Origin of the sequence: Geoalkalibacter ferrihydriticus DSM 17813, assembly GCF_000820505.1 — a bacterium.
GTDB lineage: Bacteria > Desulfobacterota > Desulfuromonadia > Desulfuromonadales > Geoalkalibacteraceae > Geoalkalibacter > Geoalkalibacter ferrihydriticus.
Window position 1 is genome coordinate 76410 of record NZ_JWJD01000009.1, and the last position, 23569, is coordinate 99978.

Annotated in this window: 27 protein-coding genes; 13 read left to right on the forward strand and 14 right to left on the reverse strand. The window is 58.0% G+C overall.

All coding sequences use genetic code 11. The features are described from left to right. Positions 1–13 precede the first annotated feature (13 nt). On the reverse strand, positions 14–256 hold the full coding sequence (locus GFER_RS15860; RefSeq protein ID WP_052446508.1) for an ATP-dependent Clp protease adaptor ClpS: 243 nt from the start codon (positions 254–256) through the stop codon (positions 14–16). 303 nt (positions 257–559) lie between these two features. Here GFER_RS15860 and GFER_RS15865 point away from each other — a divergent pair, with 303 nt between their 5' ends. After that, the gene (locus GFER_RS15865) at positions 560–2047 is read left to right on the forward strand and encodes an OmpA family protein (RefSeq protein ID WP_040100961.1); all 1488 of its coding nucleotides are present in this window, start codon (positions 560–562) and stop codon (positions 2045–2047) included. A gap of 237 nt (positions 2048–2284) precedes the next feature. Here the strand turns inward: GFER_RS15865 and GFER_RS15870 are convergent, their stop codons facing one another. Continuing rightward, positions 2285–3559, reverse strand: a complete 1275-nt coding sequence (locus GFER_RS15870) for a tRNA(Met) cytidine acetate ligase (RefSeq protein WP_235264112.1) — start codon at positions 3557–3559, stop codon at positions 2285–2287. 17 nt (positions 3560–3576) lie between these two features. Then, entirely contained in the window at positions 3577–3696 is a 120-nt protein-coding gene (locus tag GFER_RS18385) for a desulfoferrodoxin FeS4 iron-binding domain-containing protein (RefSeq protein WP_074669443.1), read from the reverse strand. A 230-nt stretch (positions 3697–3926) separates the two neighbouring features. Between GFER_RS18385 and GFER_RS15875 the strand changes: the two genes are divergently transcribed. Together GFER_RS15875 and GFER_RS15880 are read left to right on the forward strand one after the other, a co-directional pair. Next, positions 3927–4313, forward strand: coding sequence for a ferritin family protein (locus tag GFER_RS15875; RefSeq protein ID WP_040100962.1), 387 nt, complete (start codon positions 3927–3929; stop codon positions 4311–4313). 164 nt (positions 4314–4477) lie between these two features. Further along, positions 4478–5293 carry a family 1 encapsulin nanocompartment shell protein gene (locus GFER_RS15880; RefSeq protein ID WP_040100963.1) on the forward strand — a complete coding sequence of 272 codons (816 nt, stop codon included), beginning with the start codon at positions 4478–4480 and terminating at the stop codon, positions 5291–5293. Between the two features lie 78 nt (positions 5294–5371). Here the strand turns inward: GFER_RS15880 and sfsA are convergent, their stop codons facing one another. From sfsA to zupT, 6 genes are all read right to left on the reverse strand, one after another. After that, the gene (gene sfsA / locus GFER_RS15885) at positions 5372–6064 is read right to left on the reverse strand and encodes a DNA/RNA nuclease SfsA (RefSeq protein ID WP_040100964.1); all 693 of its coding nucleotides are present in this window, start codon (positions 6062–6064) and stop codon (positions 5372–5374) included. Then, positions 6061–7257, reverse strand: a complete 1197-nt coding sequence (serB, locus tag GFER_RS15890; protein WP_040100965.1) for a phosphoserine phosphatase SerB — start codon at positions 7255–7257, stop codon at positions 6061–6063. Before serB ends, sfsA begins: the two co-directional genes overlap by 4 nt. A 155-nt stretch (positions 7258–7412) precedes the next feature. After that, positions 7413–7910, reverse strand: coding sequence for a ferritin family protein (locus GFER_RS15895; RefSeq protein ID WP_040100966.1), 498 nt, complete (start codon positions 7908–7910; stop codon positions 7413–7415). Between the two features lie 184 nt (positions 7911–8094). Then, a complete protein-coding gene (locus tag GFER_RS15900) occupies positions 8095–8901 on the reverse strand; it encodes a nucleoside phosphorylase (RefSeq protein ID WP_052446501.1) in 807 nt (268 codons plus the stop codon). Beyond that, entirely contained in the window at positions 8898–9323 is a 426-nt protein-coding gene (gene cdd, locus GFER_RS15905; protein ID WP_040100967.1) for a cytidine deaminase, read from the reverse strand. The genes GFER_RS15900 and cdd overlap by 4 nt, the downstream gene beginning before the upstream one ends. A 45-nt stretch (positions 9324–9368) precedes the next feature. Next, a complete protein-coding gene (gene zupT, locus GFER_RS15910) occupies positions 9369–10169 on the reverse strand; it encodes a zinc transporter ZupT (RefSeq protein WP_139171928.1) in 801 nt (266 codons plus the stop codon). A 173-nt stretch (positions 10170–10342) separates the two neighbouring features. Here zupT and GFER_RS15915 point away from each other — a divergent pair, with 173 nt between their 5' ends. The 3 genes from GFER_RS15915 (at position 10343) to GFER_RS15935 (ending at position 11477) form a co-directional block, all read left to right on the forward strand. Next, positions 10343–10546, forward strand: a complete 204-nt coding sequence (locus GFER_RS15915) for a hypothetical protein (RefSeq protein ID WP_040100969.1) — start codon at positions 10343–10345, stop codon at positions 10544–10546. Positions 10547–10657: 111 nt separating this feature from the next. Next, positions 10658–11266: a cytochrome c3 family protein gene (locus GFER_RS17950; RefSeq protein ID WP_052446502.1), complete on the forward strand. Its 609-nt coding sequence runs from the start codon at positions 10658–10660 to the stop codon at positions 11264–11266. Between the two features lie 31 nt (positions 11267–11297). Then, positions 11298–11477: a hypothetical protein gene (locus GFER_RS15935; protein WP_040100970.1), complete on the forward strand. Its 180-nt coding sequence runs from the start codon at positions 11298–11300 to the stop codon at positions 11475–11477. Between the two features lie 159 nt (positions 11478–11636). Here GFER_RS15935 and GFER_RS15940 read toward each other — a convergent pair whose 3' ends face one another. Further along, positions 11637–12035 (reverse strand): DUF2721 domain-containing protein, encoded by a 399-nt coding sequence (locus GFER_RS15940; protein WP_040101008.1) that lies wholly within the window; start codon positions 12033–12035, stop codon positions 11637–11639. Positions 12036–12122: 87 nt separating this feature from the next. Between GFER_RS15940 and GFER_RS19425 the strand changes: the two genes are divergently transcribed. Then, entirely contained in the window at positions 12123–13172 is a 1050-nt protein-coding gene (locus GFER_RS19425; RefSeq protein ID WP_161807423.1) for a M28 family peptidase, read from the forward strand. Between the two features lie 166 nt (positions 13173–13338). Continuing rightward, positions 13339–14958, forward strand: coding sequence for a cation:proton antiporter family protein (locus GFER_RS15950; protein ID WP_040100971.1), 1620 nt, complete (start codon positions 13339–13341; stop codon positions 14956–14958). Positions 14959–14982: 24 nt separating this feature from the next. On the opposite strand, the gene GFER_RS15955 is transcribed toward GFER_RS15950, so the two are convergent. After that, positions 14983–16356, reverse strand: coding sequence for a peptidoglycan DD-metalloendopeptidase family protein (locus GFER_RS15955; protein WP_052446503.1), 1374 nt, complete (start codon positions 16354–16356; stop codon positions 14983–14985). A 121-nt stretch (positions 16357–16477) separates the two neighbouring features. Beyond that, positions 16478–16939 (reverse strand): PaaI family thioesterase, encoded by a 462-nt coding sequence (locus tag GFER_RS15960; RefSeq protein ID WP_040100972.1) that lies wholly within the window; start codon positions 16937–16939, stop codon positions 16478–16480. A gap of 207 nt (positions 16940–17146) precedes the next feature. Here GFER_RS15960 and GFER_RS15965 point away from each other — a divergent pair, with 207 nt between their 5' ends. After that, positions 17147–17917 carry a small multi-drug export protein gene (locus GFER_RS15965; RefSeq protein ID WP_052446504.1) on the forward strand — a complete coding sequence of 257 codons (771 nt, stop codon included), beginning with the start codon at positions 17147–17149 and terminating at the stop codon, positions 17915–17917. Between the two features lie 6 nt (positions 17918–17923). Here the strand turns inward: GFER_RS15965 and GFER_RS15970 are convergent, their stop codons facing one another. Continuing rightward, positions 17924–18469, reverse strand: coding sequence for an HD domain-containing protein (locus GFER_RS15970; protein WP_040100973.1), 546 nt, complete (start codon positions 18467–18469; stop codon positions 17924–17926). A 41-nt stretch (positions 18470–18510) separates the two neighbouring features. Between GFER_RS15970 and GFER_RS15975 the strand changes: the two genes are divergently transcribed. Both GFER_RS15975 and GFER_RS17955 read left to right on the forward strand, forming a co-directional pair. After that, complete coding sequence (locus tag GFER_RS15975) at positions 18511–18774, forward strand: hypothetical protein (RefSeq protein ID WP_040100975.1); 264 nt, start codon at positions 18511–18513, stop codon at positions 18772–18774. A gap of 187 nt (positions 18775–18961) precedes the next feature. Continuing rightward, on the forward strand, positions 18962–19783 hold the full coding sequence (locus tag GFER_RS17955) for a hypothetical protein (protein ID WP_052446505.1): 822 nt from the start codon (positions 18962–18964) through the stop codon (positions 19781–19783). A gap of 86 nt (positions 19784–19869) precedes the next feature. Here GFER_RS17955 and uvrC read toward each other — a convergent pair whose 3' ends face one another. Beyond that, entirely contained in the window at positions 19870–21720 is a 1851-nt protein-coding gene (gene uvrC, locus GFER_RS15985; RefSeq protein WP_040100976.1) for an excinuclease ABC subunit UvrC, read from the reverse strand. A 329-nt stretch (positions 21721–22049) separates the two neighbouring features. Between uvrC and GFER_RS15990 the strand changes: the two genes are divergently transcribed. Together GFER_RS15990 and GFER_RS18945 are read left to right on the forward strand one after the other, a co-directional pair. Continuing rightward, positions 22050–22631, forward strand: coding sequence for an acetate uptake transporter (locus tag GFER_RS15990; RefSeq protein ID WP_052446506.1), 582 nt, complete (start codon positions 22050–22052; stop codon positions 22629–22631). 288 nt (positions 22632–22919) lie between these two features. Further along, positions 22920–23315, forward strand: a complete 396-nt coding sequence (locus GFER_RS18945; protein WP_040100977.1) for a hypothetical protein — start codon at positions 22920–22922, stop codon at positions 23313–23315. Positions 23316–23569 lie beyond the last annotated feature (254 nt).

Below are 23569 nucleotides of genomic sequence, written 5' to 3' on the forward strand. Positions count from 1 at the left end.
TTTGCGTTGACGCTCAGCTTTCTTCCAGACTGCATCTGAGCGGATGTCCTGCTTCCCGGGCCTGGGCATGCACCTTGTTCACCTTGGTTTCGGCGATATCGAAGGGATAGTAGCCACAGAGTCCGACGCCGCGATAATGAATGTTGAGCATGATGCGATTAGCCTCGGCCGGCGATTTGCGAAAAACCGTCTCCAGCATGGTGACCACAAACTCCATGGTGGTGTAGTCGTCGTTGTGCATCAGAACCTTGAACAGAGGCGGCTGCGTCGCCTTGGCACGGACCTGGGAAGCAACGCCGGTCTGCTCCCCTGTTGACTTTCTCCCCACTGTTGACTCTCCTCCAAATCCACGGACAAAATAGTTTCACTCAAAGTAATTTTACCCGCACACGGTTACAAATCTATCATAGATCGCGCTAAAGAGCCAAGGTCATAAGCGGGGATCGCCGCCACGACGCCGATTGACACCCATTGCCGCCTGACATAAAGTATTGTCCAACCTTCGGGCACTTGCAATTCCCGACAAACATTTCCACTTAGACAAGGTATGAGTGTATCCATGAGCTATAATTCCCTTCGGTATTTCCTTTTGGTGACCTTTTTCTGCCTGCTTGTGCTTGCGGGCTGCGGAAAGGCACCGCCGCGGATCGAGCCGATCCCGCTGAGCAAAAACCCCAGCGAGCAGATCGAGTTGCTCGACGCCGACCTGGTCACCGCGCGCCTCAAGGAAATTCACATCCTGGCGCCGGATTCCTTTGCCGCTGCCGGGGCGGCGCTGAACGATGCCCGCCGAGGTCTGGAGCAAGGCACCGGAGTCGCTGAAATCCTGCAACGGGTCGCTCTCGGACGCGCCCACCTCGAACGGGCGCAAGAACGGGCCAAGGTGGTGCAATCCATTCTCGCCGCGCCCCTGGAAGCACGCAAGCTCGCTCTGCAAGTCGGAGCGGTCAATTTTGGCGAGGACTACCTGGGGGCGGAAACACGGCTCATTCAACTCAACCGCGCCGTAGAGAACGAGCGTATTGATTGGGCCCTGAAGCGCAGCCGTGCGGCAACCGAAGAATTTCTCGCCCTGGAATTGCGCGCCATCAAGCATAACGCCCTGAGTGACGCGCGCGAACTGATCCAAGAAGCGCAGGCACTACGTGCGGCCAACGTCGCCCCGGAAAGCCTGGCCCGTGCCGAACAGGCACTCAGCGAGGCGGAAACCTACATCAGCGACAACCGCTACGAGGCGCAACAGATTGGTGAAAAAGCGGCTCGGGCCGGCTTCGAAGCACGCCGCCTGCTGCATATCACCCAACACAGCCGCAGCGTTCGTGAAATGCCCTCCGAGCAGGTCGTATTATGGATCGAGGCATTGCTGCGCCTGCCCGCCCGGCAACTCAGCGATGAAGACTGGCGCGACCTGCCCTTCCCCGAGCAGTCCAAGGCACTGGTTGCGGGCATCGAAAGCCTGCAGAAGGGTCAGGAGGCCCAGCGCTTCCAGATCGAGGCAGCGCGCCGCCAGATCGTTTCCCTTGAAGACCAGACCCGGGAAGAGCAGGCGGCCAAGGAACTCTATATTTGGGAACAACGAGCAGCCAAGGAAAAGCTTGAGAGAGAAAGGCGCTTGCAGCAGGTTTTCCAAGAGGTGCAAGCCTCCTTCACCAGCGAGGAAGCCGAGGTTTACAAACAGGGCAACCATATCGTGCTGCGCCTGCGCAGCATTGATTTTCCGGTGGGCCAAGCCATTATTGAGCCCGCCAATTATCCCCTGCTCGGCAAGGTGCGGCGAGCCATTCAGCGCTTCGGCGAGCCTGCGGTGACCATTGAAGGACATACCGACAGCACCGGATCAGATGAGATCAATGCCCGACTGTCGCAACAGCGTGCCGAGGCGGTGCGCCAGTTCTTTGTCGCCAACGATGCCCTGGCATCCGAAAAGGTTCTGGCGGTCGGCTACGGTTCACGGCGTCCCCTGGCCCTCAATACCACTGCGGAGGGGCGCGCCATCAACCGCCGGATCGACGTTATCATCAGCCCGCAGATGCAAAACGGACTGTAGGAAAAACGCGCTTCGCCCCCGTGGATTTGCAGAGGCCAAAAATTCAGTGGAATATACGGATCGCCGCCGGCATAGGACAACGGACAAAAAAAAGCGCGCCGGCCAGGAGGGATATCCGGCGCGCGAAAGAGCGAGTCGTGAGTAAGCGGTTTTCTCGCTTATGAATATACTACCGCACCAGTCATCTTTTCGCAAGCACCTCGCGGACCCCACTCCGGGCTCTGGGTAATTCACGCCCTATGGGCTTTTGAGGGTCTCGAAAAAATCGCGATTTCGGTTGCCACCGTTCCAACGATGCATGAGCAACGTGAAAGTCCGGGTCGTGCGCAGTTCCAGATCAAGCTGAATCAAGGCAAGGCGGTAATTTTCGCTATTTTCTCCATAGTGACGTTTGAGGATGGCGTAGATACGCGAAAAATTGCTGACCAGGGGCAGCTTTAGATGCCGGCGGCAGGCCCCAAGAAACACACGTCCCCGTTCGCTTGCGCCCAACAGATGCAGATAACGGGGACCGGCCGGCATCAAGGTCCGCACCTGTTCGGCGTGAACGTCGTTGAGAATGTAAGCGAGCATGCGCTGAATACGGGTTCGAGTGAATTGACGCGCCTTGACCGTCGAGACCAGATCCTCATAGTCAGCGGCCTTGTCGGCGGCGCTCAGCAGACGGCTTTCAATGCCATCGGCGACCAGAAAAACCTGACGCAAAGCTGCGGCACCATGAAAAATCCGCCCCAGCAGCAAGCGCGTGTGATGCTCGGCGTCGACGCCTCGCCCCAGAGCCAGAGCCTCAAACAGCGGGCCTGAGGCGGGCTGGGGCAGATAAGAAGCAATTTCGCGACCCTCAGCCAGACCACGACGAATCCCTGTGGCGCTGGCGATTTCCCCCTCAGCCACGTCAACCTCGTGAAATCCGGCACCAATACGCTGCACGGTAAAAGGCTTCAGGGTGCTTTGCTGCAAACGCAAAGCCCGCAGATATTCAATGCCGAGAATATTGTTGGGCTGGGCCAGAGCCGCGGCACTCAACTGAAGTCCGGACTCAGCCGCAAGCAACCGGCCCCGCGCCTCAGGATAACTGACCCCGCTGCGCAACAGTTTTTCCGTGGCCGCCCCCACCATCTGTTCATGCTCACAGAGCAGATCGGCGCAGGCTTGCAGGGCGTCCAAATTGCCTGTTTCGCTGCCAAAGCACAGACAATCCACCCGCCCCAGGGCGTCAAGGGCCCGTACCGCACCCTGCGCAAAATCGGGGGCACTGCTGCACGCCCAGGGGAAAGGCAGCTCCACCACGACATCGACGCCGGCGCGCAACGCCATTTCGGTGCGCACCCACTTGTCGACCAGAGCCGGTTCGCCCCGCTGCAGAAAATGTCCACTCATCACCGCCACGGCCACTTCGGCACCCGACACCCGGCGGCTTTCCTGCAAATGGTGCAGATGGCCGTTATGGAATGGGTTATATTCGGTGATCAGGCCGACGGCGCGGTCGGGGCGAGCAGACATTTTCAGCATAGGGGTTTTATCCTGAGCTATTCGGCCATCTCCTCCATCGGCTCCCCACAGCAGACCAGCTCACCGCCACCGTCGACCAGCAATTGCACAACGTTGCCACAGATTTCGCACTTGAACTTTTTGCCTTCGTTACCCATGCCGTTCTCCTTCCGATACGCTTAAAGATCGATTAGCGTGCCGCCCGGTTCATGGCGGCACGCCGCAAACATTTTCTGAGTATAACAGCCCCGTGCCGAGGTGCCAGCGGCATGGTGGATTTGACAAGCGGAAAAAATAAGGCACATTTTATGCGGTGAGCCGGCTGCGAAAACGCGGCAAAGCCATACATAGCCCAACGGACCGCATTCTATTTCAGGAGGACGTAACAATGCCGGATTTTGGTCATCCTTTCAGTGGCTTGAAAAACGACCGCATGGTCACCCACGCAGAACTGGTGCGCGCCATCCGCTTCATGGTGGCGGCAGAATACGAGGCAATTCAGCTTTACATGCAATTGGCCGAATCGACAGACAACACCCTGGCGCAACAGGTGCTGGTAGACATCGCCAACGAGGAGCGGGTTCACGCCGGGGAGTTTCTGCGCCTGCTCAAAGAGCTCGACCCTGAGGAAGAGATTTTTTACCAGCAAGGAGCCGCGGAAGTCGAAGAGGAATTTCTCGGCGGCGCAACCGACGAGCCCCAGGCTGTTGCGGGAAAAGCGCCTACCGGTTCGGCAACGGCCATCGGTCTAAATATCGGCAGCCTCAAAAGATAATGCTTCCACTCAGTTGCAACGTCCGCCAGTGCCGCAGGGTGCGGCGGTTGAGTGCTGCGGCAAATGTTTGATCCGCAGGCGAGTTTTTGCCGCACGCGATGCCGCCGCACCCTGCGGTACCTGCTGAACAGTTATAAAACAATCGGATAAAGGAGCTTGACAACATGGATCTGCTCAGACGTGAACTGGCCCCCATCACCCCCAAAGCTTGGGCGGAAATCGATACCATGGCGCGCGAAGCCTTGGCCGCCAATCTCTCGGCACGCAAATTCGTCGATGTCGACGGCCCCCACGGCATCGATCATCCCTGCGTCAACCTCGGACGACTGACCGTGCCGTCTGGACAAAAAGCCGAGGGGGTCCGTTTCGGCGTACACCAGGTGTTGCCCCTGGTGGAGGCGCGGGTGAGCTTTGTGCTCAAGCAGTGGGAACTCGACAATATCGAGCGCGGCGCGAAAGATATCCAGCTTGACGCCCTGGTGAAGGCCGCGCGCACAATCGCCGCGTTTGAAGAAGAAGCGGTGTTCAAGGGCTTTGATGAGGCCTGCATCAAGGGTCTGCACAGCGAGGTACAAGCCCCGCAGGTGCCCCTGGAACTGGACATGGATGCGCTGGTCGACGCGATTTCCGAAGGACAGGCGCGCCTGCTGCGCGAAGGCGTCGAAGGCCCCGCCGATCTGGTGGTCAACCCGGAGGTTTGGAAGTTTCTCGCCCGCAGTACCCCCGGCGGCACCCTGCGCAGCCTGCTGGAAAAACAGCTCGGCGGCGCCGTCATTTATTCCAACGCGGTGCAGGGCGTGCTGCTGGCAGCGGCGCGCGGCGGCGATTTCGAGCTGACTCTCGGCCAGGATTTCGCCATCGGCTACCACCACCACACGGCTGAAGAGATTCACCTCTTCATGACCGAATCCTTCACCTTCCGCGTCATCACCCCCGAGGCGCTGGTTGGATTTGAGGTGAAGAAGAAGGCGAAGAAATAGATAGGACAAAATCCCGAAACCGCATAAAAAAGGCCGGGGCCAAGTGCCCGGGCTTTTTTTATGCGCAGCGGCCCCCTCTCAAAGCACCACAGGCAGCTTCCCCCCAATGCGATTGTCGCAGGTCGTCACCTGCGTGCGATAGGCGAGCGCCTCGACGCCCGCAGCACACACCTCGCGCAACAGACGACCGTAGACGGGGTCAATTTCATCGGCTGGGGTAAAGGCCGTGGCTTCACCACGCTGCACCAGAAAAAAGATCACGGCCCGGTAGCCTTGTTCCAGAGAGGTGTGCAATTCCTGCAGATGCCTTTGCCCGCGCAGGGTCACGGCATCAGGGAAACAGGCCACCCCAGGCCGACAGCAAAGGGTAACGTTTTTGACTTCGAGCAGAACCTTCTCGCTCTCATTTTCCAGCAGAAAATCCATGCGGCTGGCGCCGAAGCGCACTTCGCGCCGCACCTCGAAACCCTGCAACTCGGCAATAACACCGCTTTTGAGCGCCTCTTCCACCACCCGATTGCTGCGCTGGGTGTGGGTATCCACCCAATAGCCGCCGACCTCGATGAGTTCCAGCGTATAAGCGAGTTTGCGCACGGGATTGTCGCTGCGTGAGAGAAGCACGCGGTGGCCGGGCACCGCGCACTGTTTCATGCTCCCGGTGTTGGGGGTGTGAGCGGTAACCAGGCTGCCGTCGGACAGGCGCACGTCGGCAAGAAAGCGCTGATAACGGCGCACCAGTACCCCCTCAAGCAGCGGTCTTGGCAGTTTCATGCGTCGAGCTCGGCCATCTCCCACTCGGAGAGGCCAAGCAGGTAGAGGATGGAATCGAGACTTTGCTGATTGATGTGGGTGTCGGCTTCTTCACGCACCCGCGCCTTGGCGTTGAACGCGATGCCCAACCCGGCGCGGCCGAGCATGGGCAGGTCGTTGGCTCCGTCGCCGATGGCGATGGTCTGATCCAGGGCGATGCCCTCGCGCCGGGCGATTTCTTCCAGCAGCTGCGCCTTGCGCGCACCATCCACCACCGCCCCGGTGATCCGCCCGCTGACCTTGCCGTCGGCAATCTCCAGCCCGTTGGCAAAGGCATAATCAAGGCCGAGTTCCTCTTTCAGCCGATCGGTGAAAAAAGTAAAGCCGCCGGAAATGACCGCGGTACGAAAACCCAGGCGCTTGAGAATCCGCACCAGGGTTTTGGCCCCGGGAGTAAAGGGGATTGTGCGATACACCTCTTCCAGGGCGGTGGCCGGCAGGCCCACAAGCAGCGCGACGCGCTCGCGCAATGCGCTCTGGAAGTCGAGTTCGCCGTTCATTGCCCGGTGAGTGATTTCCGCAACCTGCGCGCCGACGCCGGCCAGGCGCGCCAGCTCGTCGATCACTTCGATCTGGATCAGTGTAGAATCCATATCCATGACCACCAGGCGCTTGGCGCGGCGGTTGAGACTTTCTTTCTGCACCGCGATATCAACACCAAGTTCGGCTCCTGCAGACAGCAACTTGCGGCTCAGCCCCTTGACATCCAAACCCAGGGGAACATTGATGAGCAGCTCGACGCAACGCAGTTGGCCTTGAGTCAGCTTTGAGATGCGCTCGATGTTCACCTGATCGGCGGCCAGAAGAGCCGAAATCCCCGCCAGGGCCAGAGCATTGACCTCGCCGCCCAGGATAGTGACCACATAGGAATTGCGCCCCGTGCGCCGTCGATAATCCTGTTCGTCAAGCACCTGGAAATCGAGATCCAGCCCCCATTCCTTGGCGAGAAACAGCAAGTCCTTGATGAGCGGCTTCTGGTTGCTGTCACCGGGCGGAAAATCGATGACCACCGACAGGGAGAGCAGCGTGTGAGTCACGGTCTGCTCGATGTCGCGAATGCGCGCGCCGGCCGCGGCGATCTGTCCGGTCATAGCGGCAATAATGCCGGGCCGATCGGCTCCGGTCATGGTAATCAGAATCATTGGCTGGTTCATGGCGGTTCAATTCCTCGTCTGAAATAAGGGCGGATTTTAGTCCGGTTTGAACACCCTCTGCAAGCCTCAAAGAGGCGCGAGCCGCGTGACTCAAAAAAAAACCTGCACCCTTGTAAAAGGCGCAGGCAATTGAAGAGGCCGTGCAAAGACTGAGGCTATTCGCGCACGTAGGTATCAATATCGGTTTCATGCACCATGGCCATGGTGCGCGCGTATTCCGATTCGATGACCTCAAAATGATTGCGGGCATCGCGAGCGACCTCAGTGAAAACGGCCCGCACTTGCGGATCGACGATGTGCGATGCAGCCAGCAGGAACGTCTTCTCCATGTCTTCCTGCTCCCTGAGCGCCAATTCACGGGCCTTGCGTTCGTGCACATTTTTGTCGAGGGCTTTTTTCAACTCCATGAGCATGACCGAATCCGACTTGGGCGGAGCTGCCATCAGGCTCTCAAAGCTGTCGAGATCGTCCCATTTGTAATGGCTGTAAAATTTTTGGGCGTTCTCCTGCACCTCGTCGGCGAGACGCGTCAAAACTTTTTTGCCGTTTTCGTTTTCCGTCACGGCTGCCGCCTGCCGGTAAAAATCCATGAGGTTCTTTTTGGCAAAAATCGCCATTTTCAGGGCGTCCTTCATCTTGTATTCCTGTGGCATAGCATCCTCCTCCCCATCCGTGCTGATCGCACTTTTCCCCTGAGCCCCCGTCAACCCGCCATTGCGCTTCAGGGGAAACGCCGGCGGTGCGGCCGGATCGTCCGGCTGCGGCTGAACCAGCCTGCTGTCTCCTAATGTTTACCAGCAAAAATCAACAATTCCAGTGTGGTCGACGATTTCTCTCTCATTTTTGGTCTACCAGATACGCCGCAGGCAAGCCTGCGGCGCGCAATGCCAGGCGGATGGCATCGGCTTCGGCCTGCGCCTTGAGGTCGAGGGCCACCTCTTCGCCCGCGGCACGATTCGCCAGAACGGCGCAGACACAGGCCGCAGCGAATCCATACACCCCGGCCATCTTGAACAGGGTTCCGGCCTCCATCTCATAGTTGAGAATGCCGAGGCGACGATACTCCTCGTTGATACCGCGTAGGTGGCGCAGCAGATGGGGATTGCTTGACGAAAGAGTGCGCTCCTGCCCCTCGTAGAAGGTGTCCACCGAGGCGGTTACGCCGAGATGCCAGGGAATGTCGAGTTCACGCGCGGCCTCGACCAGTCGCAGAGTGAGAAAAGGATCGGCGGCGGCCGGGTATTCCGGTGGAGCGATGTCGTCGGCGGCCCCCTGGCGACAGAGAGCGGCGCGCGAAATGACCACGCTGCCGACCTTGACGTCGTCCTGCAGGGAACCGCAAGTGCCCACCCGGATGATTTCCCGGATGCCCACGGCAAAGAGCTCATTGACGACGATGGACAGCGAGGGTGCCCCCATGCCGCTGGTTGCCGAAAGGATGCGGCGGCCGTCAGGCAAGACGAGGAGATAACTTGACAAGCCACGTCGGGCGGAGAGTTTTTTCTCCAGAACGATCTCCGGTGCCGCCGTGGCGATGCGGTAGGCACGCTCCGGATCGCCGCACAGCAGAGCCAGGGTCGGTGGCTGCGGGCCGAGATCGGAAAGTCCGAAGCCGATGTGGTATTTGCTGGACCCGTCACTCATGGTGTCTGCTCCCGAAGATGAAGCGCCGAGGGCTCGAAAGCATGCGGCAGGAGAATATCGAGGGTCAAGTCTAGCCGCTCCGGTCCGTCACAAAGACAGATCACCCGGACATCCTGAACGAACTCCCGCAATACCTGACGACAAGCGCCGCAGGGTAGACAGGGCCTTGGCGTCGGCGTATAGAGCAGCAATATCTTGAAGTGTCGCAAGCCCGCCGCCACCGCGCTGAAAAGGGCAACGCGCTCCGCGCACAGAGTCAGGCCGAAGGAGGCGTTTTCAACATTACAGCCGGAAAAGATCTTGCCATCTTCAGTCAGGACCGCCGCCCCGACAGGAAAAGAGCTATAGGGCGAATAACTGTGCTGTGCCGCGGCACGCGCGGCGGCTTCCAATTTTTGCAGTGATGCGCTGATGTCCGCCATGGATCGCCCTTTCTTTGTGCCATGCCCGCCCGCAACTGGCGCCTTTCAGATCAACAGAATCAGACTGACCGCCATCACCAGCATGCCGGCCACCAGGCCATAGATGGAGAGATGGTGCTCGCCGTACTCACGCGCTGCCGGCAGCAGTTCGTCGAGGGAAATAAAGACCATGATCCCCGCCACCCCGGCCAGCAGCAACATCGTCAGTGTCTCGGAATAAAAAGGCATCAGCAGAAAAAATCCGACGAGGGCGCCGATGGGCTCGGCCAGTCCCGACAGGAACGAATAGAGAAAAGCCTTGCGGCGGCTGCCTGTGGCATAATAAATCGGTATGGAAACGGCGATGCCCTCGGGAATATTGTGCAGGGCGATGGCCACGGCGATGGGAATACCCAGGCTCGGCTCGTGCAGGGCGACGAAAAAAGTGGCCAGCCCCTCGGGAAAGTTATGGATGCCGATGGCCAGCGCCGCCATGACCCCCATGCGCATCAGGCGCGGATCGTTGGGTCGCTGGAGAGCTTCCTCCACCAGGTGAATTTCGTGGGGATTCTCCCGCTCGGGAACCAGGCGGTCGATGATGGCGATGATCAGGATGCCGACAAAAAAGGCCGCCGCGGCCGCCCAGGCGCCGGGCCGCGCACCCAGCTCGGCGGCCAGACCGTCCTGGGCACCCACCAGAATTTCGGCGAGAGAGATATACACCATGACCCCGGCGGAAAAGCCCAGAGCGATGGACAAAAAACGGGTATTGGTGTGACGGGAAAAAAAGGCGATGGTGCTGCCGATGCCCGTGGACAGACCGGCAAGCAGGGTCAAACTGAAGGCAAACCAGAAATTTTCAGGCATATCGAAACACATCCAAAGGTTTAAAAATTTGCCGTTACCCAGAAGCGGTGCAGGCTGAACGGTTACAAAAATTTTATGGTCACGAATATGACCAGAACTTTACCAGCCGCGCGCATGAACGCAACACAATTCTGGATCGACTCGAAGTCTATTCCCGTTTATGGAGAAACTCAATGAATGAAGGAACCTATCATTTTTTCAGCCTGATCATGGGCATCAACCTGATTCTCATCGGCGCGGCTGCGCTGGCCGCGGCGATTATCGGCATCGCGCGCAAAAAAATGGCGATATCCAGCACTTTCGCGTTGCTCTCCCTGACCTGCGGGCCGATTTTTGTCTATGTGGGAATCTCCTTGCTGAGATCGGCCTTCAACTAAGCAGCGCCAACGGCAGTTGCGTGGCAGTCGGACAAATCTCTGGTAAAATATGATCCTTAACTATCGCCGCGACCAAAGAACGGCGGCAAACTTTCATCGGGGAGGAACGATATGCACAGCAAATTCATGAAACTGACCGTCGCGGTGGCACTGCTTGCACTGCTTGGCGCCTGCAAGGGGGAAGAAAAGCACGAAGCAGCCCCGGAGCCGGAGCGGGAGCAAACTCGGATTGAACAAGCCAGAGATGAGGTGGTCGAGACAACGGAAAGTGCTCAGGAAAAAGCTGCCGAGGAGGCTGAGGTTGTCGCTGAAAAATCCAGGGAGGGCTATGAACAGGTCAAGGAATCCAGCGCAGAGACTTACGATAAAGTCAAGGAAACTACCGCGGATACTTACGAGAAAGCCAAGGAAACCGGCGCCGCGGCGGTAGAGAAGACCGAGGAAATGGCAGAGAAAGCGGTGGAGAAGGGCTCCGAGGTCGTTGATAAAGCAACCACCGCCGCCGGACCCGCCGTGGTCATTTATGAGGCGCGTAACGGCAACGTGACCTTCGACCATAAAATGCATGCCGAAGCCCTGGCATGTAACTTGTGCCACACAGAAATGCCGGCGCAAATGACCATCACCCTTGATCAGGCCAGCGCCCACGAACTGTGTATCGGATGCCACCGGGATCAGGGCGCGGGACCAACCGCCTGCAACGCCTGTCACATCCGCTAGCCGGGCGACTTCATAAAAAGGAGAAATCTTCATGGCTGACAAAGATTGCATCAACCCCGAAGAGCATTGCGCTCTGCACGCCTGCCAGTTGACCTACAAAGAGCGGAATCCCGAAATCGAAAAGCTCTTTGAAGACCCGCGCTATGTCTGCGCCAACTGTGGGGCGCGCACACACCTGGACGAGAATCTGTGCAACCCACGCCCTTTGTAAACCAGGGGCTCCAAATCATAGCTCGAAGACAAACGGAGCATCCCGCCATCAGGGAAGGCTCCGTTTGTCTTTATGCCGCGTCCGGCCCTTAATCGTTGCTGTCACTGCTTCAGCATGCACCGCAGACTGCGGCACAATTGGCTATTGTCGCCCTAATCGTTACAAGTCCTTCTGTTTTTTCTCCAGGTCCTCCAATTCAATTTTAATGGCATCGGTGCTTATGGCGATCTCATAAAGGGAGTAACCCAGGGACAAAACCAGCACGAAAAGGCTCAAACCAAAAGAAATTTCCGCAATACGCCCCTGATTCGTAAAGATAAAGAACATGGATAGGGCGCAAAGGATAAAGCTGGTCACACCATAGGCCTGCATGGCCTTGATCAAGCCGATGCGCTTGCGCAGATTGGCAATCTGCCGAGCGGTCACATCCTGCACGTCACTCCGCCGCCGCTCATGCAATTGTCGAATCAGTTGAGCCAGCACCAGAAAGCGGTTGGTGTAGGCCAACAGCAACAGAGAAATCGCTGGGAACAGCAGCGCGGGTGTCGTCAAGTCAATCGATTCCATAAAACTCTCCTGGGGAAAATGAGGTTTGCCTCCCGCACCCCGTCCTGGAACTCTGGAACAGAAAGCCAGACAAGGGGCGTGGCCGACGCCATTCCCATCGGTTACAATGAACGCATGATCGCCGAAAAAACAACATTAACTTTGCGCCTGACCGGCTTGTTGATACTCATCACCCTGGGGTTTGGCGCTTCGGGATTTGCCCAATCCGGTGAAAAGCCCGAGAAAGCCGCCGCGCGGGAGGAGATTTCGTTGCCCGAGAACGCTGAAATGAGACAACGCCTGCACGCCCATGTCGAACACCTGGGCGGCACCATCGGCGAGCGCAACCTGTGGCGATTCGCCGACCTGGAAGCTGCGGCGGCCTATATTGAAAATCAACTCGCTGCGGCAGGCTGCACTCCGGCCGCCCAGACCTACGAGGTCCACGGCAAGCAGGTGCGCAACATCATCGCAGAAATCAAAGGCCGCGACCAGCCCGATGAGATTGTCGTCATCGGCGCCCACTACGATTCGGTGCGCGGCTCGCCCGGGGCCAACGACAACGCCAGCGGCGTTGCCGCCTTGCTGGAAATGGCGCGTCTGTTTTGCGACCGGCCGCAGTCCCGCACTCTGCGCCTGGCTGCCTTCGTCAACGAAGAACCGCCTTTCTTCAAGACCGAAAAAATGGGTAGCCGCGTCTACGCCGAGGCAGTCCGCGAAAAGGGTGAACAGATCACGGCCATGGTCAGCCTGGAAACCATCGGCTACTACAGCGATGAAGAAAGCAGTCAGCGCTTCCCCTTCCCACCTCTGCGTTTTTTCTATCCCACGCGCGGCAATTTCCTGGCCTTCGTCGGCAACCTCGGCTCACGCGCTCTGCTCAACCAGGCGCTGGAAGCATTTCGTGGCGCCGAGACCTTTCCCGCCGAGGGCCTGGTCGCTCCCGGCTGGCTGATCGGCGTCGACTGGTCTGATCACTGGGCCTTCTGGCGCGCCGGCTACCCGGCGATCATGGTCACCGACACGGCCCTGTTTCGCTATCCCCACTATCACAGCCCGAGCGATACGCCCGACAAGGTCGATTATCCCGCCCTGGCGCAAGTAACCCAGGGCCTGACAAGCGTGATTGAGGCTTTGTGCAACGATTGAAATTTCCCTAAAACAGAAGAAAAGCGGCTTGCCACCGAGGCTGAATCAGGGCAAAATCCCCCCTGCGTTTCCCAAGTTTCGAAAAAACAAGCTGAATCCATTAAGCGTGACTCTAAAAATTTCATTGCCTGCTGAAACCTGCTGAAAAAAAAGGAAACAAATTTCCATGGATCCTCTCTGGTTGACCGTTGCATTCCTCTGTGGCTTTCTGGTCCGCCAAGTCGGGCTCCCGCCTCTGGTCGGCTTTCTTGTGGCAGGCTTCGTCCTCAATGCCATGGGAATCGAGGGCGGCGCAACCCTGCAAACGGCCGCCGATCTCGGCGTCATCCTGCTGCTGTTCACCATCGGGCTCAAACTCAAGGTTCAGAGCCTGTTCAAGCCTGAGATTTGGGCAGGCACCAGCCTGCACATGTTGATCACCGTCGGCTTCATGAGCCTGACCTTCTGGGGGCTGACCCATGTCGGCCTGCGTCTCTTTACCGACCTGGATCTCGCGGCGATTCTGCTGGTGGGCTTCGCCCTGAGCTTTTCCAGCACCGTCTTCGCCGTCAAGGTGCTGGAGGAAAAGGGCGAAATGTCCTCCAAGCACGGCAGCGCCGCCATCGGCATTCTCATCATGCAGGACGTGCTTGCGGTGGTGTTTCTGACGGCGTCCACCGGGAAGTTCCCATCGCCTTGGGCGCTGGCCGTTTTAATCGGTTTGTTTCTTGCGCGACCCTACATCTACCGCATCATGGACCGCTGCGATCACGGCGAACTGACCATCCTTTTCGGATTTTTCCTAGCCCTGGTGGTCGGCGCGGCGAGCTTTGAAGCCGTCGCGATGAAGGCCGATCTCGGTGCCCTCATCATCGGCATGCTGGTTGCGAACCACCCCAAGGCCAAGGAACTCGCCAAAAGTCTGCTCGGCTTCAAGGAAGTGTTTCTGGTGGGATTTTTTCTCAGCATCGGCCTGGCCGGCATGCCCACCTGGGAAACCTTGGGCATCGCCTTGCTGCTCACCCTGCTGGTTCCCTTAAAGGTGGCTTTGTTTTTTCTGCTGCTGTGTCGTTTTAAATTGCGTGCGCGCACCTCGCTGCTGGCCTCTTTCAGTTTGGCCAACTACAGCGAATTCGGCTTGATCGTGGGTGCGGTGGGGGTCGCCAACGGCTGGATCGGGCCAGAGTGGCTCACCGTCATCGCCATCGCCCTCTCCTTGACCTTCTTGCTGGCCGCGCCTCTCAACAGCCTGGGCAATCGCATTTATCAGCGATACCAGCAGCCGTTGCTGCGTTTTGAAATCGGCGACCGCCATCCCGACGACCTCATCGAACCCTGGCCCGCCAATATCGTGATTTTCGGCATGGGACGCATCGGTTTGGGCGCCTACGAGTTCATGGTTGAGCGCTGCGGAGCCTCGGTTATCGGTGTCGATATCAACGAAGTTGTTGCTGAAGAGCATTGCAATCGCGGACGCAATGTCATCCTCGGCGATGCCACGGACCCGGATTTTTGGGATTTGGTGAAGAACAGAGGGGGATTCGGGAAACTGGAACTGGTGATGCTGGCCATGCCCAAGCATCGCGCCAATCTCTCGGCCATCGACCAGTTGCACAAGGCCGGCTTCACCGGCAACATTTCAGCCATCGCCATGTATGACGACCAGATCGCAGAGTTGCGCGACAAAGGGGTACACGCGGCCTTCAATTTCTACGCTGAAGCCGGCACAGGCTTCGCCGAACACGTCTATGAGGAGGCGCTGCGCAGGGGGGTTCTGCCCAGCGTCTGCGCAGTGGCGCAGGACTGAGCCGAGTCGGACACAATTGAAGGTTTAAAGCTCCGCCCCACTTTCGCCGCCTGCGGCCTCGGGGCGCAAGGCGATATGCTGCTCGGGTTGCTCCATGACCTTGACCAGTGCGGCCACCCGCTGATCGAACTGGCCGCGCTTGCTCTGGGGCACGGAGGCCGCCATGGGGATGTTGGCACGCATCGGATCGACGGGGCGGCCTTTGACGTGCAATTCGAAATGCAGATGGGGACCGGTGGAGCGTCCGGTGTTGCCGGACAGAGCGATGCGCTCGCCGCGCGCCACGCTCTGGCCGCGCCGCACCAGAATGCGGTCCAGGTGCAGATAGCGCGTCACGTAGTTGCCGCCGTGCTGAATCTCGACATATTTTCCCGCGAAGGGGTGGTTCTTGACGCGCGTCACCACTCCATCGCCGGTGCTGAGGACCGGGGTGCCGATGGGCATGGCAAAATCAACCCCGTTGTGGGGTGCCACGCGACCGGTGACGGGATGGCGGCGGGCCGGGTTGAAAGAGGAACTGACCCGGTAGTTGCCGTTCATGGGATGACGCCGAAAGGCGCGCGCCAGGCTCTCGCCCTTGTGGTCGTAGTAGTTGCCGTCTTCAAACAAAAAGGCCGAGTGCAAGCGGTTGCGCCGCAGAATACGTACGCCTTCAATACGGCTCTGCCCGGTGAGATCGCCCTCCACCCACTGCCGACTACGTACAATCTGAAAGCGGTCGCCGGCACGAATCTCCCGGGCGAAATTCAACTGATCTTTGAACAGATCGGTCACAATGGCCGTTTCGCGTTCGCTCAGCCCGGCGTTGCGTGCCGATAGATAAAAACTGCCGTTGATCTCTCCCGCCAGCACCTGCTGTTCCCAGTCTCCGGGAATGACAATCTCTTCATACTCGAAATTGCCGTTGTCGGCGCGCCGGTAAACAACCCGATTGCCGGGATGGATGAACAACTCCATCTCTTGGAGGCTGCGCGACTCTTCATCCAGGTAAAAACTCAGAAGGTTGCCGGGGCGCAGGATATCCAGGGCCAGCAACGACTCGTCGGCCGAAAGCACCTGGTACATGGTCTGCTGACCGAGATCGAAACGATCGAAGATGGAACTCAGGGTGTCACCCTGGGCGATGGCGTAGGTGAGGATATTGTCGGGTTCTTCCGGAGCAGGAGGCTCCTGAAGAACCTCAATTGGGATATCCTCTGCCAGGTCGTAGAGTTCATAGGCTTTGGCTGTTTGACTCAATTGGGCGGAAGCAGGGGCATGAAACTCCAGATCCGGCGGCCCTTCAGTGCGCAGGACAAGGACTGCGAGGGCCAGAAACAAGGGCACCAGCCCCCAACGAATCAAGCGCAGCCTTTTTTTCCATTTTTGTCTGACCACAGAAGTGCGAATGGCATTCATAAAAGAGAACACCCTTTTTTGGAATTGGAGGATTAAAGGATTTGTACGCCCTTATATGTGCGGCAAAAAGGCTACTTTGTCAAGGTCTGCTAATATCGCACCGTTAATATTTTCGGAAAAATCAGAGAATCCGGATACACAGACAATCAGCTTCGGCGTAGAGGCCATCATGACCATCGGTCAAGCGACCGCGCACCAGGACTTTGCGCCCCTTGACCGAGACGATCTCCGTTTCGACCTGCGTCACCACTTCCAGCGGCAACAGCTTGCGAAAGTGAATATTGAGGTTGCCTACCACGATGGGGTGCCCGGCCGCCCAGGCCGCCAGGCCCAGCACCTCGTCGAGGACGGCCGCCATGCTGCCGCCGTGGGCATGGCCAGGTGGCCCTTCGGTCTCTTCGCCGAACCAGGCCAGGGCCACCAGGTCATTCTTGCCGTCGCGAAAATAGCGCAGGCGAAAGCGCTTGCCATGCGGATCGCCGCTGACGAAACGCAGGGACTTGCCCACCAGCGCGGGCGCGTCGAAAGGCGACCAATCGGGCTTTTGTCGCGTATCGAAATCAGGGGTTGGGTTTGAGTCCATGGGTAGCTCCTGTCCAAATGCAATCGTTTGGCCTGAGCAAATTAGTCGATCCCTTAAACAAGATCAAGAAGAGGATCAAACCGCGAAATCCGATCTCGCTTGAATCCGCAAATCGGCTTGAGGTAAAGTTCAGGAAAAAACCGGATCGGCACAAGATTTAAGCACAGCGAAAAACAAAAGAAATTCGCGACACGAGGAGAAGTACCCTTGTCTGAAAACAAATCCAAACAACCCTCTCACGAAAACGAAGAGTCTTATCCCGAGTTCGACGACCAGCGGCAGCCGCAATTGACCTTTCTGTGGTTTCTAACCCTGGTGGGCCCTTTCGTCCTGTCAGCCGGCCTGCTGGTCACCCTCTACTTCATCCATGGCTGGAATTATGTACAGGCCCTGCTGCTCGCGGCCATGGCGGTGTTTTTTTTCTTCGGCCGCTTCGTCATTTTGGGTGGCAGTGCCGGAGGCATGGAGGAAGCGACGCGCTTTTTCACCTCGGGCGAACTGGCGCTGCTGGTTTTCTACATGGACTCCATGGTCGCCTGCCTGCTGGCGTTTCACATCGGCTTTCTGTTTCGCCTGCCCTATCTCGGCACCAAGCTACGCATTCTCATGGATGACGGAAAATTCATCCTGCAGTCCCATCCCTGGATGAAACGCGCCACCTTCGCCGGTATCGTGACCTTCTGCGTTTTTCCCCTGGCCGCCACCGGCAGCGTCGGCGGCTCGATTTTCGGTCGACTGCTGGGCATGTCGCGCCTGGGCACCTTTTTCGGTGTCGTCACCGGCAGCGCCCTGGGCTGCTCGCTGATGTATTTCGGCGCCTCGCTGATCAACCGCTACCTTGATCGCGACAATCCCTGGCTGGTCATCGGCGGCATCGTTTTCGTGGTCCTGGCAATCCTGCTGCTCAACCACCGCTACCGCAAAATGAAGGCCCAGTGGTATGCCACGCAGGTTAAAGCTCCAGAGTGCCAACCCTGAAGGTGCTTAGCCGCCGAAACGTGTGTGCCAACCATCGAAGATCGCAACCTTGTCCGGGCCATGGCGCAGCAGGGCTTTGCGGACCTGCTCCACTGTTTTGACGCCGGGCACTTGACGAGGGTTTTTGCTGAAAAACAGGTCGGCATAGGTTATGATCTGCTCTTCAAGAGACAACGGCAGCATGTCGCGCACAGGCAGAGGCAGGCCCTGGTCGCGGATCTCTGCGGCACTCAGGCCCACGCCGATATGCCGCTCGCAGACCAGGGCATGGCAAGGCAGACCTTCTTTTTCAAGCAGCTTGCGCCCCTCAAGGCCATGACAGATATAGGGCAGAGTGCCCCGGCAACCGATTTGCGGGGCATGGGTTGCGCAAATCCCGATGTCGTGCAGCAGCGCCGCCTCTTCGACAAAAACGGCATCGACTTCGCTTCCCAATCGGCGGGCAATACGCACTGCCATTGCGGCCACCGCCCGACTGTGGCCGAGAAGAATGGAATAAGCAGACGATTCCGGCGCATAATATGTCTCCAGCAAACGTACGGCATCAATCATCAGGAACCTCGTAAAAATCGACCTGGAAGGTGATTCCAACCATGATCATCAAACGCGAAACCAAACCCCTGCTGCATCGGCAGAAATGTTCAGCTTGCGATTATTATACTCTCTATCGCGTTATCCCCGCAGGCGAAAAAGCCACGGACACCTGCACCCATTGCGGCCATCAGGTGACTCTGGCATGGGACAATGAGATCAGGGCCACCATCAAGAACACCGAAAAAATACTCACGGACCTTGAAGAGATCTACCCCGAAATCAAAGACCTCAAAGAGCCTGGCGATCACATCCGGCTGGATTGAATCCGCAGACCGCCCCTTCACTTTGATGAAAATGGGCAACGGCCTGCCGTTAAGAAAATGATCGACCCTAGAGAAAATCTGACCTCGAAGGTCTTGAGTTCAAAAAGCGCCTTGTGCTAATATCAAGCTTCGGTTGCGGGACCATCCGCAAAGACGAAATTTCTGGACATTTTTGGAGGAAAGACCCGTGAAAAAGTTTCTGATTCTGATGCTTGCCGGCGCCATCGCCGCTTCCCTGTTGACCGCCTGCAAAGACGAGGCGCCGAAGCCGGCCACCGCCCCTCAGGGCATGCCTGCCGCAAGCATGCCCGCCGGTCACCCCACCGCCGTGAAAGACATCAACGGCACCGTGCTGGAAACCATGGACAGCGCGGGATACACCTACGTCCATGTCGACACCGGCAAATCCAAGGTATGGGCCGCTGGTCCCCAAACCGAGGTCAAAGTCGGCGAGACCGTCGCTTTGGCGCCCGGCCAGGAAATGCACAACTTTCACGCCAACAGCCTCAACCGCACCTTTGACATGATTTTGTTCGTCCCCGCCATCCTCGTCGGTGGGGAAAGCGTCACACCCGGGCCAATGGGCGGCATGCCGAGCATGCCTGGAATGCCCGGCATGAACGGCATGAACGGCATGGGAATGCCGGGCGGCCACCCGGAAATGGGCGGCGCCCAGCCTGTGGAAATCGACTTTGCAGACCTCGTCCCCGTGGATGGCGGTCAAACCGTCGGCCAGATCTACGCTCAGAAGGACGCTTTGGCCGGACAGGAAATTCAGGTACGCGGCAAAGTGGTTCGCTTCAGCCCGCAGATCATGGGAAAAAACTGGATTCACCTGCAGGACGGCACGGATAATCAGGGCAAAGGCGACATCACCGTGACCACCAACTCCACGGCTCAGGTCGGCGACACGATTCTGGTAAGCGGCATCCTGCAAACCAACCAGGAGATTGCCCATGGCCAGGTTTATGAAGTGATCGTGCAGGACGCTCAAGTGGTTGTTGAATAAAATTCGCAACGGCTTAACGGCAACCCCCTGCAAGCCATAGAAAAACACCAAAGGCTCCCTTTTTCCATGGGGAGCCTTTGGTGTTTTCAGTCTCCGTCACTGTCCTTCAGGTACTGATACAAGTCTTCCGCCACGGAGCGCGGCAGGCCGGGCATGGCCGCGATGTCCTCCAAACCGGCCTGCCGCAACTTACGCACGCTGCCGAAATGACTGAGCAGGGCTTTGCGCCGCTCAGGGCCAATGCCCGGAACATTTTCCAGCGCCGAGCGGATAGTGGCACGACTGCGCAACTTGCGGTGATAGCCGATGGCGAAGCGATGCGCCTCGTCACGCAGTCGCTCCAGCAGAAACAGCGTCGGTGATCCGCCACGCAGCAACACCGGATTTTTTCGCCCGGGCACAAACAGCCGCTCTTCGCTGCGTTCCACCATCTTTCCCTGCATGTTGGCCACCACCCGGCTCTTGGCAATGCCGGCTGCGTCGATGCGTCCTTCCAATCCCAACTCTTCAAGAACCGCCGTCAATACCCCGAGTTGCCCCCGACCACCATCGATGAGAATAAAGTCAGGCAGTTCGTCCTCCTCCAAGCCACGCCGCAGCCGACGCAGCAGCACCTCGCGCAGCGAGGCGTAGTCGTCGGCTCCTTCAACCGTGCGAATCCGAAAGCGCCGATAAGCCGCGGGAGCCGGCTCTCCCTCCATGAGCACCGCCATGCTGCCCACGCTGTGACTGCCCTGCACGTTGGAAATATCGAAACACTCCATACGTTGCGGCAAACGCTGCAAATGCAGGCGCTCCTGAATGTCGGCCAATACCTCGCGCCGTGCCGTGCGGCGCGAGCCTCGCTCACGGAAAGACTCGGCGGCATTGCGCGCGGCCAGGTCCACCAGGTGCAGCTTGTCGCCGCGCTGCGGAGTGATAATCTGCACCTTTCGACCGCGCCGCTCGCTGAGCCATTCTTCCAAGGTCGCAGCATCGCTCAAAGCCAAAGGCACCAGGACCTGTCCGGGAATGACCACGTCACGGGCATAGTATTCGCGCAGAAATGAGGACAGAAGCTCATCATCCTCCAGACACCAGGGCTGGAGATAGCTGCGCCGACCGATCAGTTTGCCCTCGCGGATAAACAGCAAAGCGATTTCGATTTCCCCGCCTTCGCGATGCAAACCAATGACGTCCTGATCCCCGCCGCCCTCACCTACAACCTTCTGCCGCTCGACAGTGGCTTCAATGGCGCGGATCTGATCGCGCAGACGCGCCGCCTCTTCATAACGCAACTCGTTGGCCGCGGTTGCCATGCGTTCGCGCAGCACCCCAACCACTTCGGTTTCGCGCCCTGCGAGCAGAGCAATCACCCCCTGCACCAATTGCCGGTAATCCTCGCGGCTGATGCGTCCATGACAGGGCGCGCTGCATTGTCCAATCTGGTAAAACAAGCAAGGCCGCCCGCGGCGACGGCAGGTCTCCACAGGATAATGGCGCAAAGGAAAGATGCGATAGATTTCCTTGAGGGTTTCACGCACCGCCGAGCCCGAGGCATAGGGTCCGAAATAGAGCGCGCCGTCCCGACGAACCTTACGCACCGTCTGCAGTAAAGGAAACTCCTCACGCAGGTCCAGGCGGAGCGACAGATAGGTTTTGTCGTCGCGCAGGTTGATGTTGTAGCGCGGACGATGTTTCTTGATCAGGGTGTTTTCAAGAATCAGTGCCTCTTTTTCCGTGTCGGTGACAATGGTTTCAATGCGGCGGACCTTATTCATGAGAAAAGGGATCTGGCCGCGCCCATCACCGGCTGCGGAAAAATAGCTGCGCAAACGGGCACGAAGATTTTTGGCTTTGCCCACGTAGAGAATCACATCCTGGTCACCAAACATCAGGTAGACCCCGGGGGTTGTGGGAAAGCGTTTCAAATCGATGTTCTGATCAAGTAGGGTCATGATCCTCTTAAGTGTTCGGCGGCCTGTCTGGGCAAGTTTTCGCGATACTCAGACTCGCAATCCTGCGAAAAATATCCTACCCGATTTTGCGCTTCTGCAAAACAGCTCAGGCACAGTAAACGCCTTATTTTCTCGAAAACCCAAGAGACACTGTCATTACAACTACTTACCCGAATACCAATAATATGTTTCTGTATGGTATACGTTTTGCTTTGTTTAACACTGAGCGTTGTTTCCTCTCTCGGTACGCCGGTGCAGGGTCATGCGTTGAGGGACGCTCAGCTCCGCACCGGCGTACACCCATCAAGTTCTTTCCAGGAGGCTCTGACATGAAATCGCAGCCGACCCCTGTTTCGACCAAAGATCAAGCTCTGTGCCAGACCCACAGCCCTTCGGGGTTTCTCACCCTGGGTCTGTGCTCCCTACTGTTGGGCCTCTATCAAGCCGGCCTGATCGCTCATCCGGCGCTGGTCGCCGTGGGCTTCGTTTACGGCGGCCTGAGTCAGGCGGTTACGGGCGTCCACGAATGGCGTCACGGCAACGCCTTCGGCGCCGCGGCGTTCGTTTCCTGCGGGCTGTTCTGGCTTTCGTTGCTGCCGATCCTGGTTCTGCCCGGTGCAGGAATCGGGCAACCTTTCGAGACCTTTGCCAGCGTCCCCTACCTCATCATGTGGAGCCTGTTCATCGGCATATTGGCCCACGGTGCTGGACAGGTGCAGAAATTCACCGGACTGCTTTTTGGTGCGTTGGCTCTGCTGCTGGCCTTCGTTGCCGCAGCGCTGGTGTGGGAACCTTTCGCCCTGCGCCAAGCGGCTTGCCTGATTGGGGTCGGCACCGGTTTGCTGGCCACCTACAAAGGGCTGTCCTTGCAGACGCTGCGCTTCACGCGCAGGGGCTCTCTGGCTGCTTAACTCTTCAGCCGCGACGCCCGACAGTGCCGCAGGGTGCCTGCTGAACAGTTACCTGGCCGCATAGAGACATCAGAAATCAGGCTTGTTCCAACCATATTCGTAGCTCTTGAGTATGCGCCGGAAGACAATTGCGGCCTGCGTTTGCCGTCCTTCTTTAGTTGACAATCAGGCAGGCGACAGATATTGTTAAAACATGTTTTTAGCAATATCTGCCCCAGGATCCCCTTCTTTCATGCCGTCGACGCAAGTCAGTCGGCGAAATGAAGGGACAGGGCAAGGAGATTCTCCATGAACGCCAAACTCAGTCAACACATGACGTTGCTCGGGCTTTGCTCCGTCGCCTTTTATGGGGTTATGCTTGCCTCGGGAAAGCTCTCCATTGAGGTCATGCCTCAGTTTCTCATTTCAGCGGCGATTTTTCTGATGTCGGGCCATGTGATGCGCAAAGCCGTCCGCATCAAGAGCAAGGATCACGAAGAGGATCGGGCTCAGACAAAACCGGAGAAAGCAGAGCGAGAAGAGACGGACTGGCCCTTCATGACCAATCTGCTCAATTGGACGGCGGCTCTCCTGGTGGTCGGCATCATGGCCATCTTCATCATGAAACCCGCCGGCATCACCTTCACCCAAGCCTTTTCCGAAACAGCCGCCCACGAGAACTTTTTCGCCGGGCATGTGCCTTGAAAAAAACCCGCGCAAGCGGGTTTTTTTTTGTTCTTTGTTCTTTGTCCTTGGTCCTTTGTTATAGGTGACGCTCTGATCTAGCCGTCTCACGCCAACGGAACCATCGGTTCCAGACGCCACGCCCTGTGTGACCTTTGTTGAGCATATGCACTGGATGCCGACCTGATTCTGGACCATGGGCTTCTGATTCCACTCCTTACCCTTACCCTTACCCTTACCCTTACCCTTACCCTTACCCTTACCCTTACCCTTAC

Bases quoted from the DNA above. Each gene is read 5' to 3' on its own strand.
- GFER_RS15865 (WP_040100961.1), top strand. From the start codon at position 560: ATGAGCTATAATTCCCTTCGGTATTTCCTTTTGGTGACCTTTTTCTGC.
- GFER_RS15870 (WP_235264112.1), bottom strand. From the start codon at position 3,559: ATGCTGAAAATGTCTGCTCGCCCCGACCGCGCCGTCGGCCTGATCACC.
- GFER_RS18385 (WP_074669443.1), bottom strand. From the start codon at position 3,696: ATGGGTAACGAAGGCAAAAAGTTCAAGTGCGAAATCTGTGGCAACGTT.
- GFER_RS15875 (WP_040100962.1), top strand. From the start codon at position 3,927: ATGCCGGATTTTGGTCATCCTTTCAGTGGCTTGAAAAACGACCGCATG.
- GFER_RS15880 (WP_040100963.1), top strand. From the start codon at position 4,478: ATGGATCTGCTCAGACGTGAACTGGCCCCCATCACCCCCAAAGCTTGG.
- sfsA (WP_040100964.1), bottom strand. From the start codon at position 6,064: ATGAAACTGCCAAGACCGCTGCTTGAGGGGGTACTGGTGCGCCGTTAT.
- serB (WP_040100965.1), bottom strand. From the start codon at position 7,257: ATGAACCAGCCAATGATTCTGATTACCATGACCGGAGCCGATCGGCCC.
- GFER_RS15895 (WP_040100966.1), bottom strand. From the start codon at position 7,910: ATGCCACAGGAATACAAGATGAAGGACGCCCTGAAAATGGCGATTTTT.
- GFER_RS15900 (WP_052446501.1), bottom strand. From the start codon at position 8,901: ATGAGTGACGGGTCCAGCAAATACCACATCGGCTTCGGACTTTCCGAT.
- cdd (WP_040100967.1), bottom strand. From the start codon at position 9,323: ATGGCGGACATCAGCGCATCACTGCAAAAATTGGAAGCCGCCGCGCGT.
- zupT (WP_139171928.1), bottom strand. From the start codon at position 10,169: ATGCCTGAAAATTTCTGGTTTGCCTTCAGTTTGACCCTGCTTGCCGGT.
- GFER_RS15915 (WP_040100969.1), top strand. From the start codon at position 10,343: ATGAATGAAGGAACCTATCATTTTTTCAGCCTGATCATGGGCATCAAC.
- GFER_RS17950 (WP_052446502.1), top strand. From the start codon at position 10,658: ATGCACAGCAAATTCATGAAACTGACCGTCGCGGTGGCACTGCTTGCA.
- GFER_RS15935 (WP_040100970.1), top strand. From the start codon at position 11,298: ATGGCTGACAAAGATTGCATCAACCCCGAAGAGCATTGCGCTCTGCAC.
- GFER_RS15950 (WP_040100971.1), top strand. From the start codon at position 13,339: ATGGATCCTCTCTGGTTGACCGTTGCATTCCTCTGTGGCTTTCTGGTC.
- GFER_RS15955 (WP_052446503.1), bottom strand. From the start codon at position 16,356: ATGAATGCCATTCGCACTTCTGTGGTCAGACAAAAATGGAAAAAAAGG.
- GFER_RS15960 (WP_040100972.1), bottom strand. From the start codon at position 16,939: ATGGACTCAAACCCAACCCCTGATTTCGATACGCGACAAAAGCCCGAT.
- GFER_RS15970 (WP_040100973.1), bottom strand. From the start codon at position 18,469: ATGATTGATGCCGTACGTTTGCTGGAGACATATTATGCGCCGGAATCG.
- GFER_RS15975 (WP_040100975.1), top strand. From the start codon at position 18,511: ATGATCATCAAACGCGAAACCAAACCCCTGCTGCATCGGCAGAAATGT.
- uvrC (WP_040100976.1), bottom strand. From the start codon at position 21,720: ATGACCCTACTTGATCAGAACATCGATTTGAAACGCTTTCCCACAACC.
- GFER_RS15990 (WP_052446506.1), top strand. From the start codon at position 22,050: ATGAAATCGCAGCCGACCCCTGTTTCGACCAAAGATCAAGCTCTGTGC.
- GFER_RS18945 (WP_040100977.1), top strand. From the start codon at position 22,920: ATGAACGCCAAACTCAGTCAACACATGACGTTGCTCGGGCTTTGCTCC.